Source organism: Streptomyces sp. NPDC052773 (assembly GCF_044547145.1).
Lineage (GTDB): Bacteria > Actinomycetota > Actinomycetes > Streptomycetales > Streptomycetaceae > Streptomyces.
Genome location: NZ_JBITZX010000006.1, coordinates 63,898 through 90,097, shown reverse-complemented (window position 1 = coordinate 90,097; position 26,200 = coordinate 63,898). Strand labels below are relative to the sequence as shown.

The window sequence follows — 26,200 nt, the reverse complement described above, 5'->3', positions numbered from 1 at the left end:
GCCCCCGCCCTGGCGCCCGGTTTCCGGGAACCGGCCTCGCGAGCCCGGCCCGCTGTCACTCGACCCGGGAGATGCGGGCCTCGGGGCGGCCCGACTCCGGGCTCTCGGACTCGTAGCGCAGGTCGTCGCCCACCGGGGTGAGCCGTATGGTCGTCTTCGCCTGGCTGCATCCGGCGTGGTTGGACTCGGCGCCGACGGACGTGGCGACGAGTTGTTTCTCGCCGGCCTGCTTCAGGGTGAGGATGTCCGTGCAGACGCCGCCGAGCGCGTCGGTCTGCCGCACCTTGCCCATCTCCTCGCCGACCGCCGCCTGCCGCACGGTGACCCGGAAGGTGCCGACGGGGAGCTTGCCGCCGAGGGCGGTGCCCTGGCCCTCCCAGGTGCCGAGGTAGCGCCGGGGGATGGTGGCGGCGGGCTCGGGGGCGGTGTCGTCGCCGGAGGCCTCGGCCTCCCCGGGGCCGGGGTCGGCGGGGTCCATCAGGGTCGGGGCCGGGGAGTAGGCGCCGCCGCCCGCGCCCATGCCGTCGTCCTGGCGGCCGGGCAGCAGGTCGAACAGGACGGTGCCGCCCACGGTCACCGCCGCGAGCGCCCCCGCGACGGCGAGCGCGACCGAGCAGCTGAGCCGCCGCCCCCGGCCGCCCTCTCCCGGGGTCGCCGAGGCGGCGACGGTGACGGAGAGCTTGTTGGGGCGTACGGCGGAGGCGGTGGCCGCGTCGTGCGGGGCGGGCGTGGCCTGCGGCGGCGGTCCGGCGGTGGCGTCCGGCCCCGCGGTCCCCTCCGAAGGGGCCTCCCTCTTGTGCGGACCTGTCTCCCTCTCCTCCGCGGGCGCCTCCCTGGGCTCCGGAAAGGCCGGGGGCATCGCGGGCGGTGGGCCGAAGCTGCCGCTCGTCGGGTCAACGCCGACCGCGGGGCTGCTGAAGCCGACGGGGCCGGACACGGGCTCCCGTGCCGGGCCGGCGGGCGCGGGCTCCTGTGCCGCCTCCAGGTTCAGGAGCCGTACGGCGCTGCGGCTCACCCCCTCCACCACCGGGCCCGGCAGCCAGCCCTCGGCGATCAGGCGGGCCGCACCCTGGGGCGCGAGCCGGCCGGCGACCTCGGCGGGGGCCGGGCGGGCGGCCGGGTCCTTGGCGAGGCAGGCGGCGACCAGGTCCCGCAGATCGCCGTCCAGACCGGTGAGCCTCGGCTCCTCGTGGACGACCTTGTAGAGCAGCGCTGCGGAGGAGTCGCCGGGGAAGGGCGGCTCGCCGGTCGCCGCGTACGCCAGGACCGTGCCCAGCGAGAAGACGTCCGCCGCGCCGGTGACCTCCTCGCCGAGGATCTGCTCGGGGGACATGTAGCCGGGCGAGCCGACGGAGACGCCGGTCGAGGTCAGGGACGCCGTGCCGTCCGTGGCGCGGGCGATGCCGAAGTCGATCAGCACCGGGCCGTCCAGGGTGAGCAGGACGTTCGACGGCTTCACGTCCCGGTGCACCAGGCCCAGCGCGTGCACCGCGCCCAGCGCCTCGGCGAGTCCGGCGCCCAGCGCGCGGACGGAGTGCGCGGGCAGCGGGCCGGTGTCGGCGACCGCCGCCGCCAGGGAGGGCCCCGCCGCGTACGCGGTGGCCACCCACGGCACCGGCGCCTCCGGGTCGGCGTCCAGGACCGGTGCCGTCCAGGAGCCGCCGACCCGCCGGGCCGCGGCGACCTCACGGCGGAAACGGGCCCGGAACTCCTCGTCGAGCGCGAAGTGCGGGTGCACGATCTTCACCGCGACCGTGCGCCCGCCGGCGCTGCGGCCGACGTACACCCGTCCCATCCCGCCGGAGCCGAGCCGGCCGAGCAGCCGGTAGGGCCCCACGCTGGTGGGTTCGTCCGCTCCGAGCGGCTGCATGGCGCGCCCCCTCCCCCGTGGACCTGACAATCCCCCAGCAGGTTACGCACGTTCGCGCGCCCCGGCGCGGACTCGCCCCGGCGCGGACTCGCCCGGGCGGGCTTCCCGCGGCCGGTTTCCTACGGCCGCAGCAGCTCCACCCGCACGTCCGCGGGGAAGCCCGTCGTCGGGCCGACCCGGCGGGCGAACTCGGCGACGGCCGCGAGCTGCGGTTCGCCGAAGCGGAAGTCGAGCGTGGTGAAGTACCGCTCCAGGACCCGCTCGTCGAAGGCCTCCCAGCGGGCCGCCTGCTCGGCGACCTTGCCGACCTCCTCCAGGGAGAGGTTGCGGGAGGCGAGGAACGCCTCGTGGACCTGGCGGGTGAGGACCGGCTCGCGCTCGACGTAGTCACGGCGCGCCGCCCACACCGCGAAGACGAACGGCAGCCCCGTCCACTCCTTCCACAGGGCGCCCAGGTCGTGCACCTCCAGGCCGAAGCGGGGCCCGTCGATCAGGTTGGCGCGCAGCGCCGCGTCGCCGATGAGGACGGCTGCCTCGGCCTCCTGCATCATCAGGCTGAGGTCGGGCGGGCAGGTGTAGTAGTCGGGCTGGACGCCGAACCGTTCCGCCAGCAGCAGCTGGGCCAGCCGGACCGAGGTGCGCGAGGTCGAGCCGAGGGCGACCCGGGCGCCGTCGAGGCGGTCGAGCGGGACCTGCGAGACGATCACGCAGGACATGACCGGTCCGTCGCAGCCGACGGCGATGTCGGGGAAGGCGACCAGGTCGTCCGCGTTTCTCAGGAACTCGACGAGGGTGACGGGGCCGACGTCGAGCTCTCCCTGCACCAGCTGCTCGCTGAGCTTCTCCGGGGTGTCCTTCGTCAGCTCGAAGTCGAGAAGCGTGCCCGTTCTCGCGAGCCCCCAGTACAGGGGCAGGCAGTTCAGGAACTGGATGTGGCCGACGCGCGGCCGGGTGCGAGAAATGTCCACATCGCGAGGCTAGACCCTGTGGGGTAGGGTCCAGACCCCACCCCCGGCGTCAGAGGTGCGTCGCGATCTTCAAACATCCGGGTGACGTGATCTTGACCTCTATTGCTTTCCGGTGCCCGCGTGCTAGGCTCGCCGCAAGTTGCAGTTTGGTTTCCCTTGCAGTGCAGAGCCTGCGGAGCATGTGACCGCGGGCTCTCGTCGTTTTCAGGCGGATGCAGTTGTGAGAACTCGTCTTCACACTTGCTGGTTCTGGAGCAGGGCAACCCTTTGAGCCCAAGGAGGGCTTATGGCTACCGGAACCGTTAAGTGGTTCAACGCCGAAAAGGGCTTTGGCTTCATTGCCCAGGAAGGCGGCGGCCCCGACGTCTTCGTCCACTACTCCGCGATCAACGCGACCGGCTTCCGGTCCCTCGAGGAGAACCAGCAGGTGTCTTTCGACGTCACGCAGGGCCCGAAGGGTCCGCAGGCCGAGAACGTCACCCCGGTCTGATCCTTTCTTGATCCGGGATCGAGTGCAGTACCCAAGGAGCCCCGCGCCGTACGGCGACGGGGCTCCTGCCCTTTTCCGGTGAACTTCTCGCGAATTCTCGGACTTCTCACACGTGCTGCATGATCAGCACGAACGTGGTGCCCGGCGCCAGCGCCTCGTAGGCGTGCGGCACATCTCCGCGATACGCCATGTAATCGCCCGGCCCGAGTTCCACGCTCTCCCCGCGCGGCCCCGCTTTCACCCGTCCGGTGCTGACGATCAGATGCTCGACGGTGCCCGGGATATGCGGCTCGGATTCCCGTGCGGCGCCCGGTTCGGCCCGTAGGTGGTAGATGTCACGCCGCGCGCCGGGCGGGCTCGCCGAGAGCAGCGTCGCCACGTAGTTCGCCTGTTCGGAGGCGACGGCGGGCCCCTCTCCGGCGCGAATCACCCGGACGGCCGGTGCCGGCGGCTCGACCAGCGCGCTGAACGGGACTCCCAGGGCCACGCCGAGCGCCCAGATCGTCTCCATGCTCGGGTTCCCGCTCGCCGCCTCCAGCTGGGACAGCGTCGACTTGGCGATCCCGGCCCGTTTGGCCAGCTCCGACAGGGACAGTCCGGCGCGGGTGCGCTCGCGGCGCAGGGCGGCGGCGATCCAGTCGAGAGGGAGCCGGGGCGGGGTGCTCGGGGTGCCGTCGGTCATGTCGTTCGCTCCAGAAGTACGATCGTTCGGCTTGACGAACAGCGAGCCGTCTGTTCATTGTAGAAAACATGCGTTCGCCACTCCGAACACCCATGGTTGCCTCCCTGGTCCGCGACGCCTCACTGGTCTGGGTGGCCAGCGGCATCGTGGGAATCTCCTTCGGCGCGATCGCCGTCGCCGGGGGACTGCCCGTCTGGGTTCCCGTGGTGATGTCCCTGGTGGTGTACGCGGGATCGGCGCAGTTCAGCGCGGTCGGTGTGCTGTTCGCCGGGGGCGGGCCGCTCGCCGCGGTCGCCACCGGGGTGCTGCTGAACACCCGGCTGGCCGCGTTCGGCGTGGCGGTCGCCGACGTCGTCGGACGGGGCAGGCTCGCCCGTCTGGCGGGCGCCCATCTGATCACCGACGAGACCGTCGCCTTCGCCCTCGCCCAGCCCGACCCGGAGCGGCGGCGCACCGCGTTCTGGGTCTCCGGGATCGGGCTGTTCACCGTGTGGAACGTCTCCGTCCTGGCCGGCGCCCTCGCGGGCAGCGCACTCGGCGACACCGCGGTCTACGGCCTGGACACGGCCTTCCCCGCCGTCCTCGCCGCCCTCGTGGTCCCCGCCCTGCGCGACGATCCGCGCCTCCGCCGCTGTGCGCTGCTCGGCGCCTGCGTGGCGCTCGCCGTCACACCGGTCGTCCCGGCCGGGGTGCCGGTGCTGCTCGCCCTCGCCGGGCTCGCGCTGTACGGCGGCGGCGCCCGCGAGAAGGCGGTGGCGGGATGAGCGCGCCGGTCGTCCTGGTCCTGGCGCTGGCCGCCGCGACGTACGCCCTCCGCCTGGTCGGGCCCGTGCTGCACGGACGGGTTGCGGTGCCGCCGCGCGCGCAGGAGCTGCTGTCCGCGGGGGCGGTGGTCCTGCTCGTCGCCCTGCTCGCCACGGGCGCGCTCACCGAGGGCACCGGCCTCGCCGGGTGGGCCCGCCCGGCCGGGGTGCTGACGGCGGTCGTGCTGGCGTGGCGGCGGGCGCCGTTCGTGGTGGTGGTCCTGGCGGGGGTGGGGGTGACGGCCGTACTGCGGGCGCTGGGCGTGCCGTGAAGAAGGCCATGAAGAAGGCCGGGACGACGTAAGGAAAGGAGGAGTGGGACGGGCGCTGTCGGTGGCCGGGTCTAGGGTCCGTGCCCATGACCGACTCCGACTTCCTCGCCGCCACCCGCACCTTCTACGACGCCGTCGCGGAGGACTACGCCCGCCACTTCGCCGGTGTCATCGCCCATTCGCCGCTGGACGTGGCGCTCCTCGGGGCGTTCGCCGAGCTCGTCGGGGACACCGGGGAGGTGGCGGACCTGGGCTGCGGGCCGGGGCGGGTGACGGCCCGTCTCGCCTCGCTCGGGGTGCGCGTGTTCGGTGTGGACCTGTCTGAGTCCATGCTGGCCGTCGCCCGGCGGGAGAATCCGGGGCTGCGGTTCGAGCAGGGGTCCATGCTGGATCTCGGCCTGCCGGACGGGCGGCTCGCCGGGATCGTCTCCTGGTACTCCTCCATCCACACGCCGGCGGACCGCCTCCCCGATCTCTTCGCCGAGTTCGCCCGCGTCCTGGCGCCCGGCGGGCACCTGCTCCTCGCCTTCCAGGCCGGTGACGCGCCCCTCCGCCTGGAGCGGCCCTTCGGTCACCCCGTCGCCCTCGACTTCGAGCGGCGGCGGCCGGAGCACATGACGAAGCTGTTGGAGGGCGCCGGGTTCGCCGTGCGGTCGCGGACCGTGCGGGAGGCGGAGGAGGAGAAGGGCGAGTCGGCTCCGCAGGCGTTCCTGACGGCCGTGCGCAGGTGATCCGGGGGCGTCAGGCGTCGCCCAGCACCGCCCGGCAGTCCGCCCAGGCCGCCGCGGTCAGCAGCGGACGCAGGCGCGTGAGGAGGCCCAGCAGCTCGGCGCCGAAGCGGTCGCGGAAGGCGGGGTCGTGGGCGGCGAGGTCGAGTTCGTTGGCGGCGGTGAGTTCGGCGAGGTCACGGCGCAGCCGGGGGTCCGCGGGGCGGGCGGTGCCGGTGAAGCGGTCGGGCAGGACGGCGTCGGTGTCGGCGAAGCGCGGGTAGCCGGCGGCGCGGTCGAGGCCGGCGTACCCGTACACGATGGCCTCGGCCTCCGCGCCGATCACGTCGGCGAGTTCGGCGCGCCGGGCCAGGGCCTGTCTGACAAATTCCCGTCGTCCGCCCGAAGGGCGGGCCCTGCGGTGTCTGGTGCGTGCGATCGCAAGGCGCCGGAGCGCCCTCGTGGCGGAGCCACGTGGGCGTTTCGGCAACGGGGCGAGCGCGCGTGCCAGGCGCCGCAGGGCAGGCGGCAATTTGTCAGACAGGCCCTAGGGGCAGCAGGGCCACGGCGAATCCGTCGGTGCCGTAGCAGGCGTGGCAGAGGCCGGCGAGCTGGAGGGCGGGGCGGGCGCCCCAGCCGGCGAGCCGGTCGCGGACGCGGTCGAGGTGGGCGAGGAGGGTGCCGCCGCCGGGGTGGCCGACGGCGGCGGCGCCCGAGCGGCGCAGCAGGTCACGAGCGTGCTCGGCGGTGTGCGTCATGAGCCAGGTCCCCCTGTCGGCAGGTCGTGTGGGTCGGCACCCGCTCCTCGCCCCGCCCTCGGTCCGGACCCCGGCGGGGCGCGGAGCGGGTTGCCGCCCGGGCCCTGCGGAGATCGTCGTACACGACCTGACACCCAGTCAATCCTTGGAAAAACTGCCTGCTTCCAAGCGATACCTTGGGGGTCATGACGCTCGACGACCTGCGTGTGTTCGTGGCCGTGTGCCGTGCCGGAAACCTCAGCGCCGTGGCCCGTGACCTGGGCTGTACGCAGTCGGCGGTGAGCCAGCACGTCAAGCGGCTGGAGCGGGAGACGGGGGTGAGCCTGCTGGAGCGGCGCCCGCGCGGGGTGGTGCCCACGGCGGCGGGCCGGGTTCTGGAGGCCGCCGCCGCGGAGGGCATCGCGGGGCTCGACCTCGCGCTGCGGCGGCTGCGGGACCTGGCCGACGGGGAGACCGGCTCGGTGCGGGTGGCGACGGGGGCGACGACCGTACGGCACTTCATGGCCGACGCCATCGTCGACTTCCGGCGCCGCCGCCCCCGGGTCAGCCTGGAGTTCCGTACCGAGAGCTCCAGCCGCGCCTGCTTCGACGCGCTCACCGACAGCGACCTGGACCTCGCGTGGATCACCCTCGGCCCGCCGGTGCGCGGCATCGAGCAGCGCCCGGTGGCCGAGCTGCCCTGGGTCCTCGCGGTCCCCGCCGACGATCCGCTCGCCGACCGCCCCGCCCTGCGCCCGGAGGAGCTGACCGACCTGCGCCTGATCCGTCTCCCCCCGAACTCCACCTCCGCCGCCCACCTCGACGCGGCCTGCGCCGACCTCGGCGTCCGCTTCGGCTACGACACGAGCGTCGCCGACTGGGACACGGCCCTGCTCCTGGCCGAACTGGGCCTGGGCCGCGCGCTGGTCCCCGCCCTGCCGGGCGCCCGCGGCACCGGCGCCACGGGCCTGCGCCTCATCCCGGTGCCCGCTCTGCGTCCCCTGGCCGTCGGCTGGGCCGTCCGCCACTGGGACGCGCTCACCCCCCAGGCCAGAACCTTCGCCGACACGGTCGCCGCCCGCTGCGGCACGACGGCACCGGCGGAAACCTGAACCCGGCGGCTTCGCTCCTCCGTTCGATACGACGCCGGGTCCTCACCCGGCGATCCCGCCGCCCTCAGGCCGCCAGCACCAGCGACGCCAGGGCCGGGGCCGCGTACAGCAGGGGGATCGGGACGTGCGAGAACGAGCGGGCGCGGAGGATGGTGACGATCGCTCCGGTGAAGTAGAGGACCAGGCCGATCGCCGCCGCGATGCCGATCGCCGGGACCGCCAGGCCGGCCAGCAGCCCCACCGCGCCCGCGGCCTTGGCGGCGGCCAGCCAGGGCCACCAGGAGCGGGGAACCCCGTAACCGGCCAGCGACTTGACGACCCACTCGGCGCGGAAGTACACGGCTCCGGCGGAGAATCCCGCCATCACGGCGCCCAGGACGGTGGCGACGACGTAGGCAGTGGACATCTTCGGCTCCTTCTCGTTCGGCTCGTTCGTCTCGTTCGTCTCGTTCACCTGGCTGACAGGGCAGGGCGCGGGAGTGTGAGCGGGAACGAGCCGATGTGTCCACCGTCACCTCAGGAGCCGTACAGTGCCTCCACCTCCCGCGCGAAGTCGCGCAGGATCACCGCCCGGCGCAGCTTCATCGACGGGGTCAGATGGCCGGCCTCCTCGGTGAAGTCGGCGGGGAGGACGGCGAAGCGGCGGATGGACTCGGGGCGCGAGACGAGCTTGTTGGCCTCGTCGACGGCCCGTTGCAGGACGGCCCGCAACTCGGGGTCCTCGGTGAGGAGTTCCGCCGGGACGGGGTGCTTGCCGTTCATCCGGCGCCAGTGGCTGACGCCCTCCATGTCGAGGGTGATCAGCGCGGCGACGTACGGGCGGCGGTCGCCTATGGCGACGCAGTGGGAGATCAGCGGGTGCTGCCGGAGCCAGTTCTCCAGCGGCGCCGGGGCCACGTTCTTGCCGCCGGCGGTGATCAGGATCTCCTTCTTGCGGCCGGTGATGGTCAGATAGCCCTCGTCGTCGAGGCGCCCGAGGTCGCCGGTCGGGAACCAGCCGTCCGGGGTGGCCGGGACGACCCCGGCATTCGGGTCCCAGTAGCCGCGCAGCACCTGCCCGCCGGCCAGCAGCACCTCACCGTCGGCGGCGATCCGCACCCGGGTGCCGGGCAGCGGCCAGCCGACGGTGCCGAGGCGGGGTTTGAGCGGCGGGGTCACGGTCGCGGCGCCGGTCGTCTCGGTCAGGCCGTAGCCCTCGTAGACCTCGATGCCGGCGCCCAGGTAGAACGCGGCGAGGTCCCGGCCCAGCGGTGAGCCGCCGCAGATGAGATAGCGGAGCCTGCCGCCGAGGGCGTTGCGGATACGGCGGTAGACCAGCGGGTCGTAGAGCGCGCGGGCCGCCTTCAGGGAGGCGCCGGGTCCGGGGCCGGTGCCGTGGCGGCGGGCCTCGACCGCCTCCCCGTACCGGCGGGCCACGTTCACCGCGCGGTCGAACGAGCCCGCCTTGCCGCCCCGTTCGGCAGTGGCCCGCGCGTTGTTGAAGACCTTCTCCAGCATGTACGGGATGGCCAGCAGGAAGGTCGGCCGGAAGGCGGCGAGATCGGCGATCAGGTCCTCGGCCTTCAGGCTCGGCGCGTGCCCGAGCCGTACCCGGGCGCGGACGCAGGCCACCGCGACCATCCGCCCGAAGACGTGGGACAGCGGCAGGAAGAGCAGCGTGGCCGGTTCCTCGTCCGTGCGTGCCTTGAAGACGGGGTAGAGGAGTTCGATCGCGTTGTCGACCTCGGCGAGGAAGTTGCCGTGGGTGAGCGCGCAGCCCTTGGGGCGGCCGGTGGTGCCGGAGGTGTAGACGAGGGTGGCCAGGGTGTCGGGGCCCAGCACCCCGCGCCGTACGTGGACTTCCGGGTCGGGTACGGCCGCCCCCCGCTCGGCAAGTCCCGCCAGATGCCCCTGCTCGACGACCCACAGGTGCCGCAGGTCGGGCAGCCGGTCCCGTTCGGGTCCGAGTGCGGCGGCCTGCCCGGCGGTCTCGGTGACGAGGGCGACCGCGCCGGAGTCCTGGAGGATCCAGCGGGTCTGGAAGACGGAGGAGGTCGGGTACACCGGCACGGTGACCAGCCCGGCGGCCCAGGCGGCGAAGTCGAGCAGGGTCCACTCGTACGACGTCCGCGCCATGATCGCGATCCGGTCGCCCGGCGCGAGCCCTTCGGCGATGAGCCCCTTCGCGAGCCCGTGCACTTCGGCGGCGAACCGCGCCGCCGTGACGTCGGCCCAACTCCCGTCCCCGGTACGGCGGCTGAGCACCACCTGTCCGGGCGCCGCCGCCGCGTTCTCGAACGGCAGGTCGGCGAGCGAGCCGTGCGTCACGGGCGGCACCAGCGGCGGTACGGCCACCTCGCGCACCTCGCCGTCCAGCCGCCGCAGCTCCGGTTCGACGAGGACGGGGCCGCCGTCCGGGTCGTAGTCGAGGGCCGAGGCACCCGAGGCGGGCGGCAGCGGCTGGGACGAGTACGAGATCGGCATACGGCTCCTCCGGGCGGCGGCTCGTGGCATTACCGCCGGTAGGACGCGCATCCTACGGTGCCCGCGTGAGGGCTCTGTGCGGGTTCCACGGCGGTTCGGGGCCGATCCGGAGCGGACGCGCGCCCTGCACACACGCCCAACTCCCGGATACGACAAGGCCTTACCTACGGTAACCTTACTTCGAAGTAAGCTTCTGAGTCAGCACAGTGACCCGCCCCAGGGAGCCCCCGTAGCCATGCCCTCACTCGCCGGTTCCCTCCTGCGCGGCGCCCTGCTCTCCCCCTTCCGGCGCCCCCGCCCCGACGCCGCCTTCCCCCGCGCCCCGCTCACCCTCCCCGGCGTCCGGATCGACCTGGCGCGGCTCGCGGCCTACGAGCGGATCTGCGGTTTCCCGACCGGCGACGACGCGCTGCCTCCTACGTATCCGCACGTGCTCGGCTTCCCCCTGGCCATGCGGCTGATGAGCGCCCGGGACTTCCCGCTGCCGCTGCTCGGCCTGGTCCACACCGGGTTCGACCTCACCCGGTACACCCCCCTCCCGGCCACCGCCGCCTACGAACTCTCCGTCCGCGTCGAGGGACTGGCGCCGCACCGGCGGGGCACGGAAGCGGCCGTGCTGACCGAGCTGCGGGCGGGCGGGGAGGTCGTATGGGAGTCACGCAGCACATATCTCGCCCGGCACGGAACCGACCGGGCGGCCGACAAGGCGAACGTCACCGAAGAAACAGCGCCGCTGCCCACGCTGCCCCCGCTCGCCGAGTGGCGCCTCGGCGGCGACCTCGGCCGCCGTTACGCCGCCGTCTCCGGCGACCGCAACCCCATCCACCTGCACCCGCTGACCGCGCGTCTCTTCGGCTTTCCCCGGCCGATCGCGCACGGCATGTGGACGGTGGCCCGCTGCCTCGCCGCGCACGGCACCCCCGGCGCGGTGCGGGTCCGGGCCCGGTTCCTGGCGCCCGTCCCCCTCCCGGGAACGGTCGAATACGCCGCCGGGAACGGCCGTTTCACCCTGCGCGGCGACGGCCGGACCCATCTCACGGGGATCGTGGAACGGCTCGGATCAGGCCCGCGGCGGTGACCAGTACCGCCCCTCCAGCAGACCGCCCAGCCCCGCCCACGCGAAGTTCATCAGGGTGGCCGCCGCCTGCCGGGCGGTGACGCCGGGGGTGGTGTTGGCCCACGCGGCGAGCGACTCCGCGGCGCCCACCAGCGACTGGGCGAGCCCGGCGATCTCGCGCTCCGCGTGCGTCTCGGGGGCGGCCCCGGCGATCAGCCGGGTCACGAACGCCACCGCCTCCGCCCGCATCGCGGTGACCTCGGCGGCGAACGCGTCCCCGTGGGTGCGGGCCTGGACGTGCAGCACCGACCAGCCGTCGGGGTGTTCGGCGGTGTGCGTGAAGAACGCCAGCAGCCCGTCCCACAGTTGACGGTCCGGCGGCAGCGCCGGGTCGATACCGGCCCGGACGGCCGCGATCAGCGCCCGCGCCTCCCGCCGGATGCAGGCGCCGAACAGGTCGTCCTTGGAGTTCAGATACAGATACACCAACGGCTTGGACACGCCCGCGAGTTCCGCGATGTCGTCCATGGACGCCGCCATGTATCCGCGCCGCCCGAAGATCTGTACGGCGGCGTCCAGCATCTGCTGCTCACGGACCGCACGCGGCATCCGCTTGGTCTTCACGGAACCCATGCGGACAGCGTACGGTCCGTGCGGTCGCGTCACCGACCGATCGTTCAGGCCGTGGCCTCGACCGCCCGGGACCCGTCGGTCGCGACCGGGGCGGGCTCGTCGACCGGGGAACCGGCGCCCACCGAGTCGTAGGCCGTACGGTCCAGCAGGCCCTCACGCGCCGAGACGATGACCGGCACGAGCGCCTGGCCGGCCACGTTGGTGGCGGTGCGCATCATGTCGAGGATCGGGTCGATGGCGAGCAGCAGACCCACGCCCTCCATGGGCAGGCCCAGGGTGGACAGGGTGAGGGTCAGCATGACCGTGGCGCCGGTGAGGCCGGCGGTGGCGGCGGAGCCGACCACGGACACGAACGCGATCAGCAGGTAGTCCCCGACGCCGAGCTGGATGTCGAAGATCTGCGCGACGAAGATCGCGGCGATGGCCGGGTAGATGGCGGCGCAGCCGTCCATCTTGGTGGTGGCGCCGAACGGCACCGCGAAGGAGGCGTACTCCTTCGGCACGCCGAGGCGCTCGGTGACCTTCTGCGTGACCGGCATGGTGCCGACGGAGGAGCGGGAGACGAAGGCCAGCTGGATGGCGGGCCAGGCGCCCTTGAAGAACTGGACCGGGTTGGCCTTGGCGACGGTGGCGAGCAGCGCCGGGTAGACGCCGAAGAGGACCAGCGCGCAGCCGATGTAGATGTCGGCGGTGAAGGTGGCGTACTTGCCGATCAGGTCCCAGCCGTAGGTGGCGATGGCGTGGCCGATGAGGCCGACGGTGCCGAGCGGGGCGAGCCGGATGACCCACCACAGGGCCTTCTGCAGCAGCTCCAGCACGGACTCGCTCAGGGTGAGGATCGGCTGGGCCTTCTCGCCGAGCTGGAGGGCGGCGACACCGGCGACGGCGGCCATGAAGACGATCTGGAGCACGTTCAGCTCGGTGAACGGCGTGATGACGTCGGTCGGGACGATCCCGGTCAGGAAGTCGAGCCAGGAGCCGGTCTTCTCCGGCAGCTCACCGTCCTTCGGGGTCAGGCCGGTGCCGGCGCCGGGGTTGGTGAGCAGGCCGATGGCGAGGCCGATGGCCACCGCGATCAGCGAGGTGATCATGAACCAGAGGAGGGTGCGGCCGGCCAGCCGGGCGGCGTTGTTGACCTTCCGCAGGTTGGTGATCGAGACGAGGATCGCGAAGAAGACGAGCGGGGCGACAGCGAGCTTCAGCAGCCCGACGAAGATGTCGCCGATCTTCTCGAGGGTGGTGACCAGCCAGGACACGTCCTGGCTGCGGGCGATCCAGCCGAGGGCCACGCCGAGGACGAGGCCGGCGAGTATCTGGGCCCAGAAGGGCAGCTTGAACGACTTCGTGTTCGCGGACACGGACATGCTCCGAAGAAGAAGGAATGGGTGCGCGGCGGAATGCGTCAGCGGGGACAGCCAGCGGAGGCGCACCGGCAGAGGTCCACGTGCAGACGGGCCACGAGCGGAACGCTGCGCGGCGCGTCGGCGGACACGACTGCTGGCTTCATGCCAGAGACCGTAACACCTGAACTTTGGGAACCTCAAAGCCTTACTTTGAGAGGCACGAGGGGAATATGACCCCCAGAATGCAAAACGCCCCGGTTTCCAGGGGTTTCGGAAACCGGGGCGGAAGCGAGGGGACGCTCGATGTGACGCGCCTTACGACGTCTGACCCTGCGCGCGGGCCGCGTCGTCCGCGCGGTCTTCCTGACTGCGGTCGGCCTCGAAGCCGGCCTTCAGCCGGTCGACCTTGCGCACGATCTGCTCGGACGCCCGGTCCCGCTCGCCGCGCAGCACGACGAAGCTGATCGGCGCGGAGATCACCAGCGCGAGCAGCACGACCCACAGGCCGTTGGAGGCGCCGAGACCGCGCGGGGCGATGCCGGAGTAGACGAGACCCCAGACGACCAGCAGGCAGCCCGCGAAGATCCCGAGGCGCATCAGCGTGTACCGGAGCATCTCAATCCACTCTTCCGATTCCAAAAGGGGCCACCGTCCAGTGAAGCACGCCGGGCCGCCGATCTTGTACGCGGGTCAGCCCAGCGGCAGGAGCATGATCACGTCATCGCGGTCGTCCCCCGGCGCCACCCGGATCGCGGCGGGCACGCGGCCGACCTCCTTGTAGCCGCAGGAGCCGTAGAACCGCTCCAGGCCGAGCCCGCCCCGGCAGGTCAGCCGGATCGCCTCGATCCCGTCGAACCCGCGCGCGGCGCCCTCCGCGGCGGCGAGGAGATCACGGCCGTACCCCTTGCCCTGGTGCCGGGGATGCACCATCACCGTGTAGAGCCACACCCAGTGGGTCATCAGCCGGTGGGTGTTGAAGTGGAAGAAGGCGGTGGCGGCCACCCGCCCGTCCTCGTCGTGCCCCACGAGCAGCCGTGCCCGGCTCTCCGCCATCGCCACCAGGTGCCTCACCAGCTCCGGCCGGACCGCCTCCCGCTCCACCGGCGGCACGAAGCCGACGGCTCCGCCCGCGTTGGAGACATCGGTCCACAGGTCGAGGATGCCGTCGCGCAGATCGGGGGTGACAGCGGGATCGAGCGTGAAGGTAAGGGCCATATGACGATGCTAGCCATTACGGCTATGACGCCAGCACGCGTGCCGCCACTCTAAGATCGGCCACCAGCCCCTCGTACGCCCCCTCGCGGTCGTCCGCCCGCAGCACCGACGACGGATGCACGGTCGGCACCAGCCGCTCCGCGTGCCCGTGGATCTCCCGCTCCAGCACCGTCCCGCGCACCTCGCCCACCCGGAACGACGACCCCAGCAGCGCCTTCCCCGCGGTGGCCCCGAGCACGACGATCAGCTCGGGCTCGACCAGCGCCAGCTCCGCCGCCAGCCACGGCCCGCAGGCACTCGTCTCCCGCAGACTCGGCGCCTTGTGGATCCGCCGCTTGCGGGGCTCCGCCTGCGTGAACTTGAAGTGCTTCACCGCGTTGGTGACGTAGGCCTCACCGGGATCGATCCCGGCCTCGGCGAGCGCCCGGTCCAGCAGCTTCCCCGCGGGCCCGACGAAGGGCCGCCCCTTACGGTCCTCCTGATCCCCGGGCTGCTCACCGACGAGCATGACCCGGGCGTCCGCACTGCCCGCCCCGAACACGGTCTGCGTGGCGTCGCGATGCAGGGGGCAGCCCCGACACCCGGCGGCGGCCTGCCGCAGGGCGTCGAGGTCCCGGACGTCCTCGGGAACGAAGGGCGCAGCCGTGTACTGGTCCTCGGGTGCCGCGTTCACATGGGGGCGAGTACCCACCTCAGGGGCGCGGGCCTCTGTCCATATGCGGCTCCGCCGCGTGGGCGCGACAGCCCCCACCGGCCCGCACCCGGAAAACGACCGGCCTCACACCCGCATAGGCTGCGGAGACTCCCGCCGGGCCGGATCGGGCCCGTCGAACTCCCGGATGATCTCGTACCGGGTGTTCCGCTCCACCGGCCGGAACCCGGCGTCCCGGATCAGGTCCAGCAGATCGTCCCGGGTCAGCTTGTTCGGCGTGCCGTAGTTGTCCGCGTCGTGGGTGATCTTGTACTCGACGACCGACCCGTCCATGTCGTCGGCCCCGTGCTGGAGCGCGAGCTGGGCGGTCTGCACCCCGTGCATCACCCAGAACACCTTGACGTGCTGGATGTTGTCGAACAGCAGCCGGGAGACCGCGAAGGTCTTCAGCGCCTCGGCCGGCGTGGCCATGGTGGTCCGCGCCTGGAGCCGGTTGCGGATCTTGCCGTCCTTCATGTCGACGAAGTCGTGCTGGTAGCGCAGCGGGATGAAGACCTGGAAGCCACCGGTCTCGTCCTGGAGCTCGCGCAGCCGCAGCACGTGGTCGACGCGGTGCCGGGGCTCCTCGATGTGGCCGTAGAGCATGGTGCACGGGGTCTTCAGACCCTTCTCGTGCGCCAGCCGGTGGATGCGGGACCAGTCCTCCCAGTGGGTGCGGTGGTCCACGATGTGCTGCCGGACCTCCCAGTCGAAGATCTCGGCACCGCCGCCGGTCAGCGACTCCAGCCCGGCGTCGATCAGCTCGTCGAGGATCTCGGAGGCGCTGAGCCCCGAGATGGTCTCGAAGTGATGGATCTCGGTCGCGGTGAACGCCTTCAGGGAGACGTTCGGCAGGGCGGCCTTCAGCTCGCGCAGCGAGCGCGGGTAGTACCGCCACGGCAGGTTCGGGTGCAGCCCGTTGACGATGTGCAGCTCGGTGAGGTTCTCCGACTCCATCGCCTTGGCGAGCTTGACGGCCTCCTCGATGCGCATCGTGTACGCGTCCTTCTCCCCCGGCTTGCGCTGGAAGGAGCAGTAGGCGCAGGAGGCCGTACAGACGTTGGTCATGTTGAGGTGCCGGTTGACGTTGAAGTGCACGACGTCGCCGTTCTTCCGGGTCCGCACCTCGTGCGCGAGTCCGCCGAGCCACGCCAGGTCGTCCGACTCGTACAGCGCGATGCCGTCCTCGCGGGTCAGCCGCTCACCGGAGCGGACCTTCTCCTCCAGCTCGCGCTTGAGCCCGACGTCCATGGTGTTCCCTTCGCTCGACAGACTCCGTCAAACCTACGCCTAGACCTCTTCCGGCAACTCGCCCACCCGGTTCTCCCACTTGGTGGAGAGCACGATGGTGGTACGAGTCCGCGAGACCCCCTTGGTCCCGGACAACCGCCGGATGATCTTCTCCAGCCCGTCCACGTCCGTCGCCCGCACCTTGAGCATGAACGAGTCGTCACCGGCGATGAACCAGCAGTCCTCGATCTCGGGGAGGTCCTTCAGCCGGCGGGCCACGTCCTCGTGGTCGGCGGCGTCGGAGAGCGAGATGCCGATCAGGGCGGTGACACCGAGGCCGAGGGAGGCGGCGTTCACGGTGGCGCGGTAGCCGGTGATGACACCGGCCGCCTCCAGCCGGTTGATGCGGTCGGTGACGCTGGGGCCCGACAGGCCGACGAGGCGTCCCAGCTCCGCGTAGGAGGCCCGGCCGTTCTCCCTGAGGGCCTGGATGAGCTGCCTGTCCACCGCGTCCATGCGATTCGAGCCTTCCGCTGAAGAGATCCGAGAAATGAGCGTGGGGGAGGGTCAGTCGTCACGGGAGCCGCCGCCGAGTTCCCCCTCCCAGCGGCGGTAGAGCGTGTGGGGGACTCCGACCGCGTCGAGGACACGGCCCGCGACGAAGTCGACCAGGTCCTGGATGTGGGTCGCGCCCGCGTAGAAGCCGGGTGAGGCGGGGACGACGACGGCGCCGGCGTCGTCCAGCGCGACGAGGTGCCGCAGCGTCTGCCCGTTCAGGGGCGCCTCACGGACGGCGACGACGAGGGGTCGCCGCTCCTTCAGCACGACGCTCGCCGCGCGCTGGAGCAGGTCCTTGGACAGCCCGAGCGCGACTCCGGCCACGGAGGCGGTCGACGCGGGCACGATGATCATCCCCTTGGCCGGGTACGACCCGGAGGACGGCCCGGCGGCCAGGTCCCCGGCGCTCCAGTACCGCACCGGGTCCAGGTCGACCTCGAAGGTGTCCGGCTTCCCGTCCGCGCCGCGCGCCAGCCAGTCCCGCAGGTCGTCGCGCCAGTGCGCGTCCCGGAAGGAGATCCCGGTCTCGTCCAGCAGCGTCAGCCGCGACGCCCGGCTGACGACCAGATCGACCGCTTCCCCCGCCGCCAGCAGCCCACGCAGCACAGCCGCCGCGTACGGCGTCCCGGAAGCCCCGGACACCCCCACGATCCAAGGCACGCGCTGCGATTCTCCTGCGTTCACATCTTGAGCGTACCGGTGCGCCCGCCGGGCCTCAGGACGGGTGGGAAGCCTTGGGGTCCACGGGGAGCCCGTCGGTGCGGATCATCAGCCTCCCCACCGGCGACTCGACCGCCACCTCTGGCCCGTACGGCACCACGTCGCGGCCCCGGTAACCGTCCGTCCCCGGGTTCCACATCGTGCTGACGTGCCCCCGGAGCGGGTCAAGGATCAAGTAGTTCGGAATCCCCCGGCCCGCGTAGTGCCTGTCCTTGACCTCGTAGTCGTGGCGCACGCTGCCCGAGGAGACCACCTCGACGACCAGCTCCACAAGGTCGGGCGGGTAGGAGATCAGGTTCCGGCGTTGCTCGGCGGCCGGGATGACCGCGAGGTCAGGGCAGAACTCGAAGTCCTCGGCGAAGGGGATCGCCACGTCGCTGATCAGGGACCACTCCGGATCGAGCTGCGGTTCGAGCCGGCTCCAGATCTGATAGATCGTCCGCGCGTGGGACGGCCGGAGCGGGCATGCCACGACATTCCCCTCCACGATCTCCGTGCGGTACCCGGGAAAGGCGTCCTGAAAGCGGGCAAGCTGCGCGCGCGGGCGGTCCACGGAACCGCACCGTACTCAGAGCGTCAGACCCCGGACCAACAGATCCAGCAGCGCACACACGAACAGGGCAATCCCGATGAAGCCGTTGACCGAGAAGAAGGCCCTGTTCAGGCGGGACAGGTCGTGGGGGCGGACGATCCGGTGCTCGTAGACGAAGGCGGCGGCGACGATCAGGAGGCCGAGCCAGAAGAAGATGCCCGCGTCCGTCGCCAGGGCGTACCAGACGAAGAGGGCCGTCGTGACGGTGTGGCAGCCGCGGGCGCCCCAGATCGCCGCCGGGATGCCGAAGCGGGCCGGGACCGAGCGGACGCCGATCTCGCGGTCGGTGTCGACGTCCTGGCAGGCGTAGATGAGGTCGAAGCCGCCGATCCAGATGCCGACCGCCAGTCCGAGGATGACCGCGTCCCAGGACCACTCGCCGGTGATCGCCAGCCAGCCGCCGATGGGGCCCATCGCCTGGGCGAGGCCGAGGATGGCCTGGGGGAAGTTCGTGAAGCGTTTGCCGTAGGGGTAGACCACCATCGGCACGACCGCCACGGGGGCCAGGGCCAGGCAGAGGGGGTTCAGCAGCGCCGCCGAGCCGAGGAAGATCACCACCGCGATCACCGCGCCGGTCCAGGCGTGCTTCACCGACATCGCGCCGGTCACCAGTTCGCGGTGCGCCGTGCGCGGGTTCCGGGCGTCGATCTCGCGGTCGATGATCCGGTTGACGGCCATGGCGAAGGTGCGCAGGCCGACCATGCAGACGGTGACCAGCGCCAGCTTGCCCCAGTGGATGTTCTTGTCCAGCTGGAACATCGCCGTCAGGGAGGCGATGTAGGCGAAGGGCAGCGCGAAAATCGAGTGCTCGATCATCACCAGGCGGAGGAACGCCTTGGTCCGGCCCGGCTGCGGGATGGCCGCCGATGCGCTGCTCACAGGCCGTACTCCTTCCACCGGCGGTCCACCAGCGCCGCCGTCCGCGGATCGGACTCCACCATGTCCGGCCAGCCGCCGTCGCGGGTGTAGCCCTCCTCGGGCCACTTCTTCGTCGCGTCGATGCCCGCCTTGCCGCCCCAGAACTGCTGGTAGGAGGCGTGGTCGAGGTGATCGACGGGACCTTCGACCACCGTCAGGTCACGGGCGTAGTCCGTGTTGCCGAGGGCGCGCCAGGCGACCTCGTGCAGGTCGTGGACGTCGCAGTCGGCGTCGACGACGACGATCAGCTTCGTCAGGGACATCATGTGCGCGCCCCAGATGGCGTGCATGACCTTCTGCGCGTGCTTGGGGTACTTCTTGTCGATCGAGACGATCGCGCAGTTGTGGAAGCCGCCGGCCTCGGGCAGGTGGTAGTCCACGATGTCCGGGACGATGATCTTCAGCAGCGGGAGGAAGAAGCGTTCCGTGGCGCGGCCCAGCGGGCCGTCCTCGGTCGGGGGGCGGCCGACGACGATCGACTGGAGCAGCGGGCGCTTGCGCATCGTGACGCAGTCGATCCTCAGCGCGGGGAACGGCTCCTGCGGGGTGTAGAAGCCGGTGTGGTCGCCGAAGGGGCCCTCCGGCAGCATCTCGCCCGGCTCCAGCCAGCCCTCCAGGACCACCTCCGCCTGCGCGGGCACCTGGAGCGGGACCGTCTTGCAGTCCACCATCTCGATCCGCTTGCCCGCGACGAACCCGGCGAACAGGTACTCGTCGATGTCACCGGGGAGCGGGGCCGTCGAGGCGTACGTCACGGCGGGCGGGCAGCCGAAGGCGATGGCGACCGGCAGGCGCTCCCCGCGCCGCGCCGCCACCTGGTAGTGGTTGCGGCTGTCCTTGTGGATCTGCCAGTGCATGCCGATGGTGCGCTTGTCGTGGCGCTGGAGGCGGTACAGACCCAGGTTGCGGATCCCGGTCTCCGGGTCCTTGGTGTGCGTCAGCCCCAGGTTGAAGAAGGAGCCGCCGTCCTTGGGCCAGGTGAACAGCGCGGGCAGCTTGTCCAGGTCGACGTCGTCGCCGTGCAGGACGACTTCGTGCACGGGGCCGTCCTTGACCTTCTTCGGCGGTACGTGCGTCATCGCGCCGAGCTTGCCGAAGGCCTCCCGCACGCCCACGAACCCGTGCGGCAGCTCCGGTTTCAGCAGCCCGCCGATCTTGTCGCTGATCTCGCCGTACGACTTCAGGCCCAGCGCCTTCAGCAGGCGCCGGTCGGTCCCGAAGACGTTCATGGCGAGGGGCATCGACGACCCCTTGACGTTCTCGAAGAGGAGGGCGGGACCGCCGGCCTTGTTCACCCGGTCGACGATCTCCCCGACCTCCAGATGGGGGTCGACCTCCACCTTGATGCGCTTCAGGTCTCCCTCGCGCTCCAGTGCCCTGAGCAGGGAGCGAAGATCGTCATAAGCCATGGGGTCAAGTATCCCCGAGGGGCTACCCTGGCCCCGTCACGGGGGCCGCACCGCGATTCCCGACCCGCCGTACCACTGGGGGTGCACCGATGCTCCGGGTTCTGATGTTCGTCGTGCCACTGGCGCTGAGCGTGTACGCGTTCATCGACTGCATCAGCACGGACGAGCAGGACATCCGCCACATGCCGAAGCCGCTGTGGGCGATCCTCGTCCTGCTGTTCCCCCTGGTCGGCTCGATCTCCTGGCTGATCGCGGGCAAGAAGCGGGCGCTCGCCGCGGACGGCTGGTCCGGGGTGCGGGCGAACCGCTCCCGCCAGTGGGTCGCCCCCGACGACAACCCCGACTTCCTGAAGTCCCTCGACCTCGACAAGAAGGACGGCACCGACGGCCGGCCCGACGGCAAGGCCGACGGCGAGGGTGACGGCGACGGTGACCGGAAGAAGCGGGGCGAGTCCTGACGTGGAGCTGCGGCTCCTGGTCACCTTCGAGAAGGTCGCGACCGTCCTGAGCTTCACCCAGGCCGCGGCGGAGCTGAAGTATGCGCAGTCCAGCGTGACCAGTCAGATCCGCGCCCTGGAGTCCTCGCTGGGCACGGAGCTGTTCGACCGGCTGGGCAGCCGCATCCGGCTGACGGAGGCCGGTGAGCGGCTGCTGCCGTACGCCCGGCAGATCCTGGAGCTGGCGGAGGAGGCCCGCTCGGCGGTCGCGGGCACCGAGGAGCCGTCCGGCACGCTGGTGGTCGGCACGATGGAGTCCCTGACCAACCACCGCCTGCCCCCGCTGCTGGAGTTCTTCCACCACCGCTACCCGAAGGTCCGGCTGTCCCTGCGGACGACGATCGGCGACGAGACCCGGCAGGCCCTGCGCCAGGGCGTCTACGACCTGGGCTTCCTGATGGAGCGGGAGACCGAGCACCCCGGTCTGGAGACGGAGGTGCTCGCCGTCGAGCCGCTGGCCCTGGTCGCCGCCCCCTCCCACCCGCTCGCCGGCCGCCCGCCCACCACCGCCGACCTCACCGCCCAGTCCCTCCTCGCCACCGAGCCGGGCTGCGCCTACCGCGACCTGTTCGAGCGGGAGCTGACCTCACTGGCTCCCGTGTCGTTCATGGAGTTCGGCACGATCGAGGCGACCAAGCGGGCGGCGGCGGCCGGTCTCGGGATCTGTCTGCTGCCCGAGATCACGGCCGCCGCCGAACTCGCCGAGGGCTCGCTGGTACGGCTGGACTGGGAGCCGCCGTTCACGCTTCGGACGCAACTGGCGTGGCGGTCCGGGAAGCGGCTTCCGGCGCACGCCCGGCTGTTCGTGGAGCAGGCGCGGCGGCTCGTGGCCGAGCAAGGGTGACCTTGAGGCCGGCGGTCACGATCAGCGGGACGCCGAGGGCCTGGACGAGGCCGATGTGGTGGCCGTACACCGCCCAGTCCGCCACCATCGCGACGGCCGGGTAGACGAAGGCCAGGACGGCGATCTTCGCGGTGGGCAGCTGGGCGTACGCGGCGTACATGAGCACGTACATCAGCCCGGTGTGGATGACGCCGAGGCCCACCAGCCAGCCCCAGTCGGCTCCCGTGCCGCTCATGGTGCCGAAGTCGGCGAAGGGGAGCAGGAGCGGGATGCCGACGAGGACCTGGACGAGGGCGATCAGGTGCGGGCGGACCCCGCTGATCCGCTTGGTGACGACCGTGGACAGGCCGTAGAGCAGCGCGGCGAGCAGGGCCTGCCCGATGCCCAGCAGATAGCCACCGCCGGAGGCAAAGTCGCCGGGGGTGACGCCGGAGACGAGGATCAGTCCGGCGAAGGCGACGGCGATCCAGCCCACCTTCGCGGCGGTGAGCCGTTCCCGGAACAGCAGGGCGCCGAGGAGCACCACGTAGAACGGCTGGGTGTGGTAGACGACCGTCGCCACGGAGATGGACGTGGTCTCGTAGGACTGGAAGAGGAACACCCAGTTGAAGACGATGAACACGCCGCCGAGGACGGCGAGTCCGAGGGTGCGCGGGGTGAAGCCGTGGTCGCGCAGCCAGCCGCGGGCGGCGATGTAGCCGCCGAGGGCGAGGGCGCCGAACAGGACGCGGAAGAAGACGACGTCGAACGGCGAGGCGCCGGACTCGACGACGAAGACGCCGATGGTGCCCGAGAGCACCATGGCGGCGGTCAGCTGGGCCGTGCCCTTGCGCTGCGAGGGAGTGGTCGGTGAGGTCATGTCCCGGACGCTACGAGCGGGCGGACGGGCGGGTCCACGCGCCAGTGGGGCGTCCTGCCGATGGGGGTATCGGCTCCGTCGATGACCCGAACTCCGCACTCCCGGAACGGTATTGAAACGTACGATCCAAAACGGTTAAGGTGACCTCATGGCCCGACCGCGGAACTTCGACGAGGGACGGGCCCTGGACGCGGCGATGCGCACGTTCTGGGAGAAGGGCTACGAGGCCACTTCCACCCAGGACCTGTGCGACGCCACCGGACTGGGCCGCAGCAGCATCTACAACACGTTCAAGAGCAAGCACGACCTGTTCGAGCGCGCGCTGGCCCACTACATCGAGACCATGACGGCCAACCAGCTCGCCATCCTGGAGGACACCGGCCGCAGCGCCGCCGAACGGATCCGCGCGCTGCTCGACGTGGTCGTCGACGGCGAGACGGAGCACAAGGCCGGAGGCCGCAGCCTGGGCTGCCTCACCGTGAACACGACGGTGGAGCTGGCCGGCCGCGACCCGCGCGCTGCCGAACTGCTGGAACGGGACCTCGCCCGGCGCCTCGCCGCGCTGCGCGCGGTGCTGGAGGAGGGCCGCCGCGACGGCAGCATCACCTCCTCCCGGGACTCCGGGGCCCTGGCCCGGTTCGTCAACGCCGCGATCGGCGGCATGCGGATCTCCAGCCAGGGCGGCGCCGACCGGGCCACGCTGGAGTCGATCGCCGACGTCACGATGGACGCACTGACCCGCTGACCCGCTGACCCGCTGACCCGCCGAGAAGCGCACCGCCGACCGAGCGGCGCCTTCTCACGCCCAAGTTTTGTACTGATCTTTCCAGAACGATCCCGGAGGGGGAGAACGAACCGTGCCTCGTGCCGTATACGTCCTGGCGCTCGGCATCTTCGCCATGGTGACCAGTGAGTTCGTGGTCGCCGGACTGATGCCGCAGATGGCGGACGGACTCGACGTGACCGTCCCGCAGATCGGCTATCTCATCACCGCGTTCGCGGTCGCCATGGCCGCCGGCGGGCCCTTCCTGACCATCGCCCTCATGAAACTCCCGCCCCGCACGGCCCTGATGGCCCTCTTCGCCGTCTTCCTCACCGGCAACGTCCTCGCCGCGACCGCCACCGGCTACGGCGTCATGCTCGCCGCACGCGTCATCACCGGCATCGCCTCACAGGCCTTCTTCGGCGTCGGCATCTCGCTGTGTGCCCAGCTCACCCGTCCCGAGGTCCGCGGCCGTGCCATCGCCGTCGCCATGAACGGCCTCATGCTCGGCACCCTGCTGGGCCTGCCGCTGTCCACCCTCGTCGGCGAGCGCTGGGGCTGGCGGGCGGCCTTCTGGACGATCACCGCCATCACCGTCGTCGCCGCCGCGGCCACCCTCCTGGGCGTGCCCCGCACCGACCCCGCGGGCAACGGCGGCGGCTTCCGCGACGAGGTACGCGTCTTCCGGCGCCCCAAGCTGCTGCTGGCGCTGTCCACCAGCACGCTGATCATCGGCGCGACCTTCTCGGCGTTCAGCTACTTCAACCCGATCCTCACCGAGGTCACCGGCTTCTCCACCGGTACGGTCCCCGCGCTGCTGATCGCCTACGGCGCCGCCACCGTCGTGGGCAACACCGTCGTCGGCCGCCTCGCCGACCGGTACACCCTGCCCGTCCTCGCCACCGGCCTGCTGCTCAACCTGGTCTTCCTGACCGGCTTCGCCGTCTGGACCGACCTGCCCGTCCCGGCGGTCGCCTGCATGCTCGGCATCGGGCTGGTGGGCGTCACCATGAACCCCGCGATGGTCACCCGCGTCCAGCGCGCGGGCAACGCGGGTCCGCTGGTGAACACCGTCCACTCGTCGTTCATCACCCTCGGCATCATCATCGGCTCCTCCCTGGGAGCCGTGGCGATCGACGGGTGGGGCCTGCGGGCACCTCTGTGGCTGGGCGCGGCGATGGCCCTCGCGGGCCTGGCGACGGTGGCTCCGCCGCTTATCCGAGCGACGCGGTGAACTCCGCCCAGGCGGCGCGCGATATGAGGAGGACGGGGCCGTCAGGGGTTTTGCTGTCGCGGACGGGGACGACGGGGAAACCGGGGGCTACTTCCACGCACTCGCCGCCGTTTGCGCCGCTGTAGCTGCTCTTGATCCAAGTGGCCACGCTCAGCTGGTGCTTGTCCATGGTCGCTGTACCCCTCCATCAAGTCGCTGATCAGAGCAGCGGACTCGCGGGCTGACGGAGCGTCCGCCCTGAGCACATCATAGGTCTGGGCATGCCGCGCGAAGACGGCCGGGTCGTCGCTGAAATGGCCACGGTCCAGGGACTCCGAGTAGACCCACTGGTGGCCGTCGGGCAGCGTGATCAGCCACAGTGATGTGTCGGGGCGGTCGATGTCAGCCCGGTCCGAGGGGACCACCTGGATGCGGATGTTGGGGAGTCGGCTCACGGCCAGCAGGTGCGCGCACTGGTCCCGCATGACGGCCGGGCCGCCCACGACATGACGCAGGCAGCTCTCGTCCAGCACCGCGATGCACGTCGGACCGCCCGGGACGAGGAAGCGCTGCTGTCGGCTCATACGAGCCCGGACGCGTCGCTCGACTTCGTCGGCGTCCGGGAGACGGCGAGCGAACAGCGCGTGGGCGTAGTCGGGTGTCTGCAACAAGCCCGGCATCACGTGGGTCTGGTACGCGTACACGGCGACGGCCTCGGCATCCATCCGCGCCCGCCGCTCGAACCAGTCCGGATGCTCGACCTGCGGATACCAGTCCACCCTCCCCCACAACCGCAGCAACACCCCACCCGTGCCCAGCACTTCGTCACACTTCTTCGCGAACGTGTCCTGCGGGACCCGCGTCCCCGCCTCGACCCTCGCCACGTGGGACCGGTCGCACGGGATCTCCCTGGCCAGGCCCTCCTGGGTCAGTCCGGCCATCTCCCGGAAGTGACGCAGCACTTCGCCGAACATCTCGGCACTGGTCGCGCCGGAGGCCCCCTCCGCGTTCCGCCTGGTCACAGCTTCCCCCTCCGTGACAAACACCCAGTCGCACGCGCTCAGCGTTGATACGGGCCATTCCCCTGCGCGACGCTCGATACACCCAGAGTTACGAAAGGTGCAGGGATGGAACCGGGAACGCTCGTCTACGACCCCCAGACGCGCAGGGTTGGCGCATTCCAGGCCAGGCTGGGCCCCTACGCCCTGCTGCGCCCCGTGGGTGGCGGCCGGGAGTGGGAGGCGGACCCGGCGGGGATCAGGCCCGCGACGCAGGAGGAACGCCTGGCCGCAGGGGTGCGCGCGGCGAACGAGCGGTCGACGGGCCGGCGGCTCTTCCGTTACGTGCCGTACTCGATCGTCCAGGACCCGTCCGCGCAGCCGGAGTACGAGGCGTACTGCGTGTCCGGGGACGAGACCGAGTGCGGGGCGGCCTCGGGGACGTTCGCGCACCCGGCGGACGTCGAGGAGTGGCAGCGCAGGCACGCCCAGGAGACCCGGCACCTGCGCTACCGCCGCAGCTTCGCGGACTACGCCGTACTGGAGAGGCAGTGAG

32 protein-coding genes and 1 pseudogene are annotated in these 26,200 nt (G+C 71.6%); 11 read left to right on the top strand and 22 right to left on the bottom strand.

Annotated features, from left to right (window positions below):
- Positions 1-55 precede the first annotated feature (55 nt).
- Entirely contained in the window at positions 56-1,870 is a 1,815-nt protein-coding gene (locus ACIG0D_RS15470; protein ID WP_399800498.1) for a protein kinase, read from the bottom strand.
- Positions 1,871-1,989: 119 nt separating this feature from the next.
- Entirely contained in the window at positions 1,990-2,838 is an 849-nt protein-coding gene (locus tag ACIG0D_RS15465) for a menaquinone biosynthesis protein (protein ID WP_365763112.1), read from the bottom strand.
- Between the two features lie 286 nt (positions 2,839-3,124).
- Here ACIG0D_RS15465 and ACIG0D_RS15460 point away from each other — a divergent pair, with 286 nt between their 5' ends.
- Positions 3,125-3,328, top strand: a complete 204-nt coding sequence (locus tag ACIG0D_RS15460; RefSeq protein ID WP_004984723.1) for a cold-shock protein — start codon at positions 3,125-3,127, stop codon at positions 3,326-3,328.
- Between the two features lie 106 nt (positions 3,329-3,434).
- Here ACIG0D_RS15460 and ACIG0D_RS15455 read toward each other — a convergent pair whose 3' ends face one another.
- Positions 3,435-4,010 (bottom strand): helix-turn-helix domain-containing protein, encoded by a 576-nt coding sequence (locus tag ACIG0D_RS15455; protein ID WP_399800496.1) that lies wholly within the window; start codon positions 4,008-4,010, stop codon positions 3,435-3,437.
- Positions 4,011-4,078: 68 nt separating this feature from the next.
- On the opposite strand from ACIG0D_RS15455, the gene ACIG0D_RS15450 reads away from it, so the two are divergent.
- From ACIG0D_RS15450 to ACIG0D_RS15440, 3 genes are all read left to right on the top strand, one after another.
- Positions 4,079-4,774 (top strand): AzlC family ABC transporter permease, encoded by a 696-nt coding sequence (locus tag ACIG0D_RS15450; RefSeq protein ID WP_399800493.1) that lies wholly within the window; start codon positions 4,079-4,081, stop codon positions 4,772-4,774.
- Positions 4,771-5,085: an AzlD domain-containing protein gene (locus tag ACIG0D_RS15445; RefSeq protein WP_399800491.1), complete on the top strand. Its 315-nt coding sequence runs from the start codon at positions 4,771-4,773 to the stop codon at positions 5,083-5,085. Before ACIG0D_RS15450 ends, ACIG0D_RS15445 begins: the two co-directional genes overlap by 4 nt.
- Positions 5,086-5,171: 86 nt before the next feature.
- On the top strand, positions 5,172-5,816 hold the full coding sequence (locus tag ACIG0D_RS15440) for a class I SAM-dependent DNA methyltransferase (RefSeq protein ID WP_399800488.1): 645 nt from the start codon (positions 5,172-5,174) through the stop codon (positions 5,814-5,816).
- A gap of 10 nt (positions 5,817-5,826) precedes the next feature.
- Here ACIG0D_RS15440 and ACIG0D_RS15435 read toward each other — a convergent pair whose 3' ends face one another.
- Complete coding sequence (locus ACIG0D_RS15435; protein WP_399801276.1) at positions 5,827-6,138, bottom strand: hypothetical protein; 312 nt, start codon at positions 6,136-6,138, stop codon at positions 5,827-5,829.
- Positions 6,139-6,336: 198 nt separating this feature from the next.
- A pseudogene (locus ACIG0D_RS15430) lies at positions 6,337-6,550 on the bottom strand (DUF6817 domain-containing protein); the annotation flags it as partial.
- Between the two features lie 185 nt (positions 6,551-6,735).
- Here ACIG0D_RS15430 and ACIG0D_RS15425 point away from each other — a divergent pair.
- A complete protein-coding gene (locus ACIG0D_RS15425; RefSeq protein WP_399800485.1) occupies positions 6,736-7,641 on the top strand; it encodes a LysR family transcriptional regulator in 906 nt (301 codons plus the stop codon).
- 64 nt (positions 7,642-7,705) lie between these two features.
- On the opposite strand, the gene ACIG0D_RS15420 is transcribed toward ACIG0D_RS15425, so the two are convergent.
- Positions 7,706-8,047 (bottom strand): DoxX family protein, encoded by a 342-nt coding sequence (locus tag ACIG0D_RS15420; RefSeq protein WP_399800482.1) that lies wholly within the window; start codon positions 8,045-8,047, stop codon positions 7,706-7,708.
- A gap of 110 nt (positions 8,048-8,157) precedes the next feature.
- A complete protein-coding gene (locus tag ACIG0D_RS15415; protein ID WP_399800480.1) occupies positions 8,158-10,104 on the bottom strand; it encodes an AMP-dependent synthetase/ligase in 1,947 nt (648 codons plus the stop codon).
- A gap of 235 nt (positions 10,105-10,339) precedes the next feature.
- Here ACIG0D_RS15415 and ACIG0D_RS15410 point away from each other — a divergent pair, with 235 nt between their 5' ends.
- Positions 10,340-11,182 (top strand): MaoC family dehydratase, encoded by an 843-nt coding sequence (locus ACIG0D_RS15410; protein WP_399800478.1) that lies wholly within the window; start codon positions 10,340-10,342, stop codon positions 11,180-11,182.
- Here ACIG0D_RS15410 and ACIG0D_RS15405 read toward each other — a convergent pair.
- The 12 genes from ACIG0D_RS15405 to ACIG0D_RS15350 form a co-directional block, all read right to left on the bottom strand.
- Positions 11,165-11,794, bottom strand: coding sequence for a TetR/AcrR family transcriptional regulator (locus tag ACIG0D_RS15405; RefSeq protein ID WP_365761018.1), 630 nt, complete (start codon positions 11,792-11,794; stop codon positions 11,165-11,167). The two genes, ACIG0D_RS15410 and ACIG0D_RS15405, sit on opposite strands and share 18 nt — an antisense overlap.
- A gap of 44 nt (positions 11,795-11,838) precedes the next feature.
- Positions 11,839-13,158, bottom strand: a complete 1,320-nt coding sequence (locus tag ACIG0D_RS15400; protein ID WP_399800475.1) for a dicarboxylate/amino acid:cation symporter — start codon at positions 13,156-13,158, stop codon at positions 11,839-11,841.
- A gap of 38 nt (positions 13,159-13,196) precedes the next feature.
- Positions 13,197-13,301 (bottom strand): putative leader peptide, encoded by a 105-nt coding sequence (locus ACIG0D_RS15395; RefSeq protein ID WP_399800473.1) that lies wholly within the window; start codon positions 13,299-13,301, stop codon positions 13,197-13,199.
- Between the two features lie 151 nt (positions 13,302-13,452).
- Positions 13,453-13,752, bottom strand: coding sequence for a DUF4229 domain-containing protein (locus ACIG0D_RS15390; protein WP_166001326.1), 300 nt, complete (start codon positions 13,750-13,752; stop codon positions 13,453-13,455).
- Positions 13,753-13,827: 75 nt separating this feature from the next.
- Positions 13,828-14,352, bottom strand: a complete 525-nt coding sequence (locus tag ACIG0D_RS15385; protein WP_399800471.1) for a GNAT family N-acetyltransferase — start codon at positions 14,350-14,352, stop codon at positions 13,828-13,830.
- Positions 14,353-14,374: 22 nt separating this feature from the next.
- Positions 14,375-15,025 carry a UdgX family uracil-DNA binding protein gene (locus ACIG0D_RS15380; protein WP_399800468.1) on the bottom strand — a complete coding sequence of 217 codons (651 nt, stop codon included), beginning with the start codon at positions 15,023-15,025 and terminating at the stop codon, positions 14,375-14,377.
- Positions 15,026-15,130: 105 nt separating this feature from the next.
- A complete protein-coding gene (gene mqnE, locus ACIG0D_RS15375) occupies positions 15,131-16,294 on the bottom strand; it encodes an aminofutalosine synthase MqnE (RefSeq protein WP_399800466.1) in 1,164 nt (387 codons plus the stop codon).
- A gap of 39 nt (positions 16,295-16,333) precedes the next feature.
- Entirely contained in the window at positions 16,334-16,789 is a 456-nt protein-coding gene (locus tag ACIG0D_RS15370; protein WP_365761028.1) for an Lrp/AsnC family transcriptional regulator, read from the bottom strand.
- Positions 16,790-16,840: 51 nt separating this feature from the next.
- Positions 16,841-17,491 (bottom strand): UbiX family flavin prenyltransferase, encoded by a 651-nt coding sequence (locus tag ACIG0D_RS15365; protein WP_399800463.1) that lies wholly within the window; start codon positions 17,489-17,491, stop codon positions 16,841-16,843.
- A 55-nt stretch (positions 17,492-17,546) separates the two neighbouring features.
- Complete coding sequence (locus ACIG0D_RS15360; RefSeq protein ID WP_399800460.1) at positions 17,547-18,104, bottom strand: Uma2 family endonuclease; 558 nt, start codon at positions 18,102-18,104, stop codon at positions 17,547-17,549.
- Positions 18,105-18,119: 15 nt separating this feature from the next.
- Positions 18,120-19,022: a menaquinone biosynthesis prenyltransferase MqnP gene (gene mqnP, locus ACIG0D_RS15355; protein WP_399800457.1), complete on the bottom strand. Its 903-nt coding sequence runs from the start codon at positions 19,020-19,022 to the stop codon at positions 18,120-18,122.
- On the bottom strand, positions 19,019-20,470 hold the full coding sequence (locus ACIG0D_RS15350) for a menaquinone biosynthesis decarboxylase (RefSeq protein ID WP_399800455.1): 1,452 nt from the start codon (positions 20,468-20,470) through the stop codon (positions 19,019-19,021). Before ACIG0D_RS15350 ends, mqnP begins: the two co-directional genes overlap by 4 nt.
- A gap of 89 nt (positions 20,471-20,559) precedes the next feature.
- Between ACIG0D_RS15350 and ACIG0D_RS15345 the strand changes: the two genes are divergently transcribed.
- Entirely contained in the window at positions 20,560-20,928 is a 369-nt protein-coding gene (locus tag ACIG0D_RS15345) for a PLD nuclease N-terminal domain-containing protein (RefSeq protein ID WP_399800453.1), read from the top strand.
- 1 nt (position 20,929) lies between these two features.
- Positions 20,930-21,811 carry a LysR family transcriptional regulator gene (locus ACIG0D_RS15340; protein WP_399801223.1) on the top strand — a complete coding sequence of 294 codons (882 nt, stop codon included), beginning with the start codon at positions 20,930-20,932 and terminating at the stop codon, positions 21,809-21,811.
- Here ACIG0D_RS15340 and ACIG0D_RS15335 read toward each other — a convergent pair.
- Positions 21,708-22,670: a DMT family transporter gene (locus ACIG0D_RS15335; protein ID WP_399800450.1), complete on the bottom strand. Its 963-nt coding sequence runs from the start codon at positions 22,668-22,670 to the stop codon at positions 21,708-21,710. The two genes, ACIG0D_RS15340 and ACIG0D_RS15335, sit on opposite strands and share 104 nt — an antisense overlap.
- Before the next feature lie 148 nt (positions 22,671-22,818).
- Between ACIG0D_RS15335 and ACIG0D_RS15330 the strand changes: the two genes are divergently transcribed.
- Together ACIG0D_RS15330 and ACIG0D_RS15325 are read left to right on the top strand one after the other, a co-directional pair.
- Positions 22,819-23,415 carry a TetR/AcrR family transcriptional regulator gene (locus ACIG0D_RS15330; RefSeq protein ID WP_399800448.1) on the top strand — a complete coding sequence of 199 codons (597 nt, stop codon included), beginning with the start codon at positions 22,819-22,821 and terminating at the stop codon, positions 23,413-23,415.
- Positions 23,416-23,527: 112 nt separating this feature from the next.
- Entirely contained in the window at positions 23,528-24,667 is a 1,140-nt protein-coding gene (locus tag ACIG0D_RS15325; RefSeq protein ID WP_399800445.1) for an MFS transporter, read from the top strand.
- On the opposite strand, the gene ACIG0D_RS15320 is transcribed toward ACIG0D_RS15325, so the two are convergent.
- Positions 24,648-24,764 (bottom strand): DUF397 domain-containing protein, encoded by a 117-nt coding sequence (locus ACIG0D_RS15320; protein ID WP_399800443.1) that lies wholly within the window; start codon positions 24,762-24,764, stop codon positions 24,648-24,650. The genes ACIG0D_RS15325 and ACIG0D_RS15320 overlap by 20 nt on opposite strands.
- Positions 24,709-25,620, bottom strand: a complete 912-nt coding sequence (locus tag ACIG0D_RS15315) for a Scr1 family TA system antitoxin-like transcriptional regulator (RefSeq protein ID WP_399801220.1) — start codon at positions 25,618-25,620, stop codon at positions 24,709-24,711. Before ACIG0D_RS15315 ends, ACIG0D_RS15320 begins: the two co-directional genes overlap by 56 nt.
- Before the next feature lie 153 nt (positions 25,621-25,773).
- On the opposite strand from ACIG0D_RS15315, the gene ACIG0D_RS15310 reads away from it, so the two are divergent.
- The gene (locus tag ACIG0D_RS15310) at positions 25,774-26,199 is read left to right on the top strand and encodes a hypothetical protein (RefSeq protein WP_399800440.1); all 426 of its coding nucleotides are present in this window, start codon (positions 25,774-25,776) and stop codon (positions 26,197-26,199) included.
- Position 26,200: the final 1 nt, after the last annotated feature.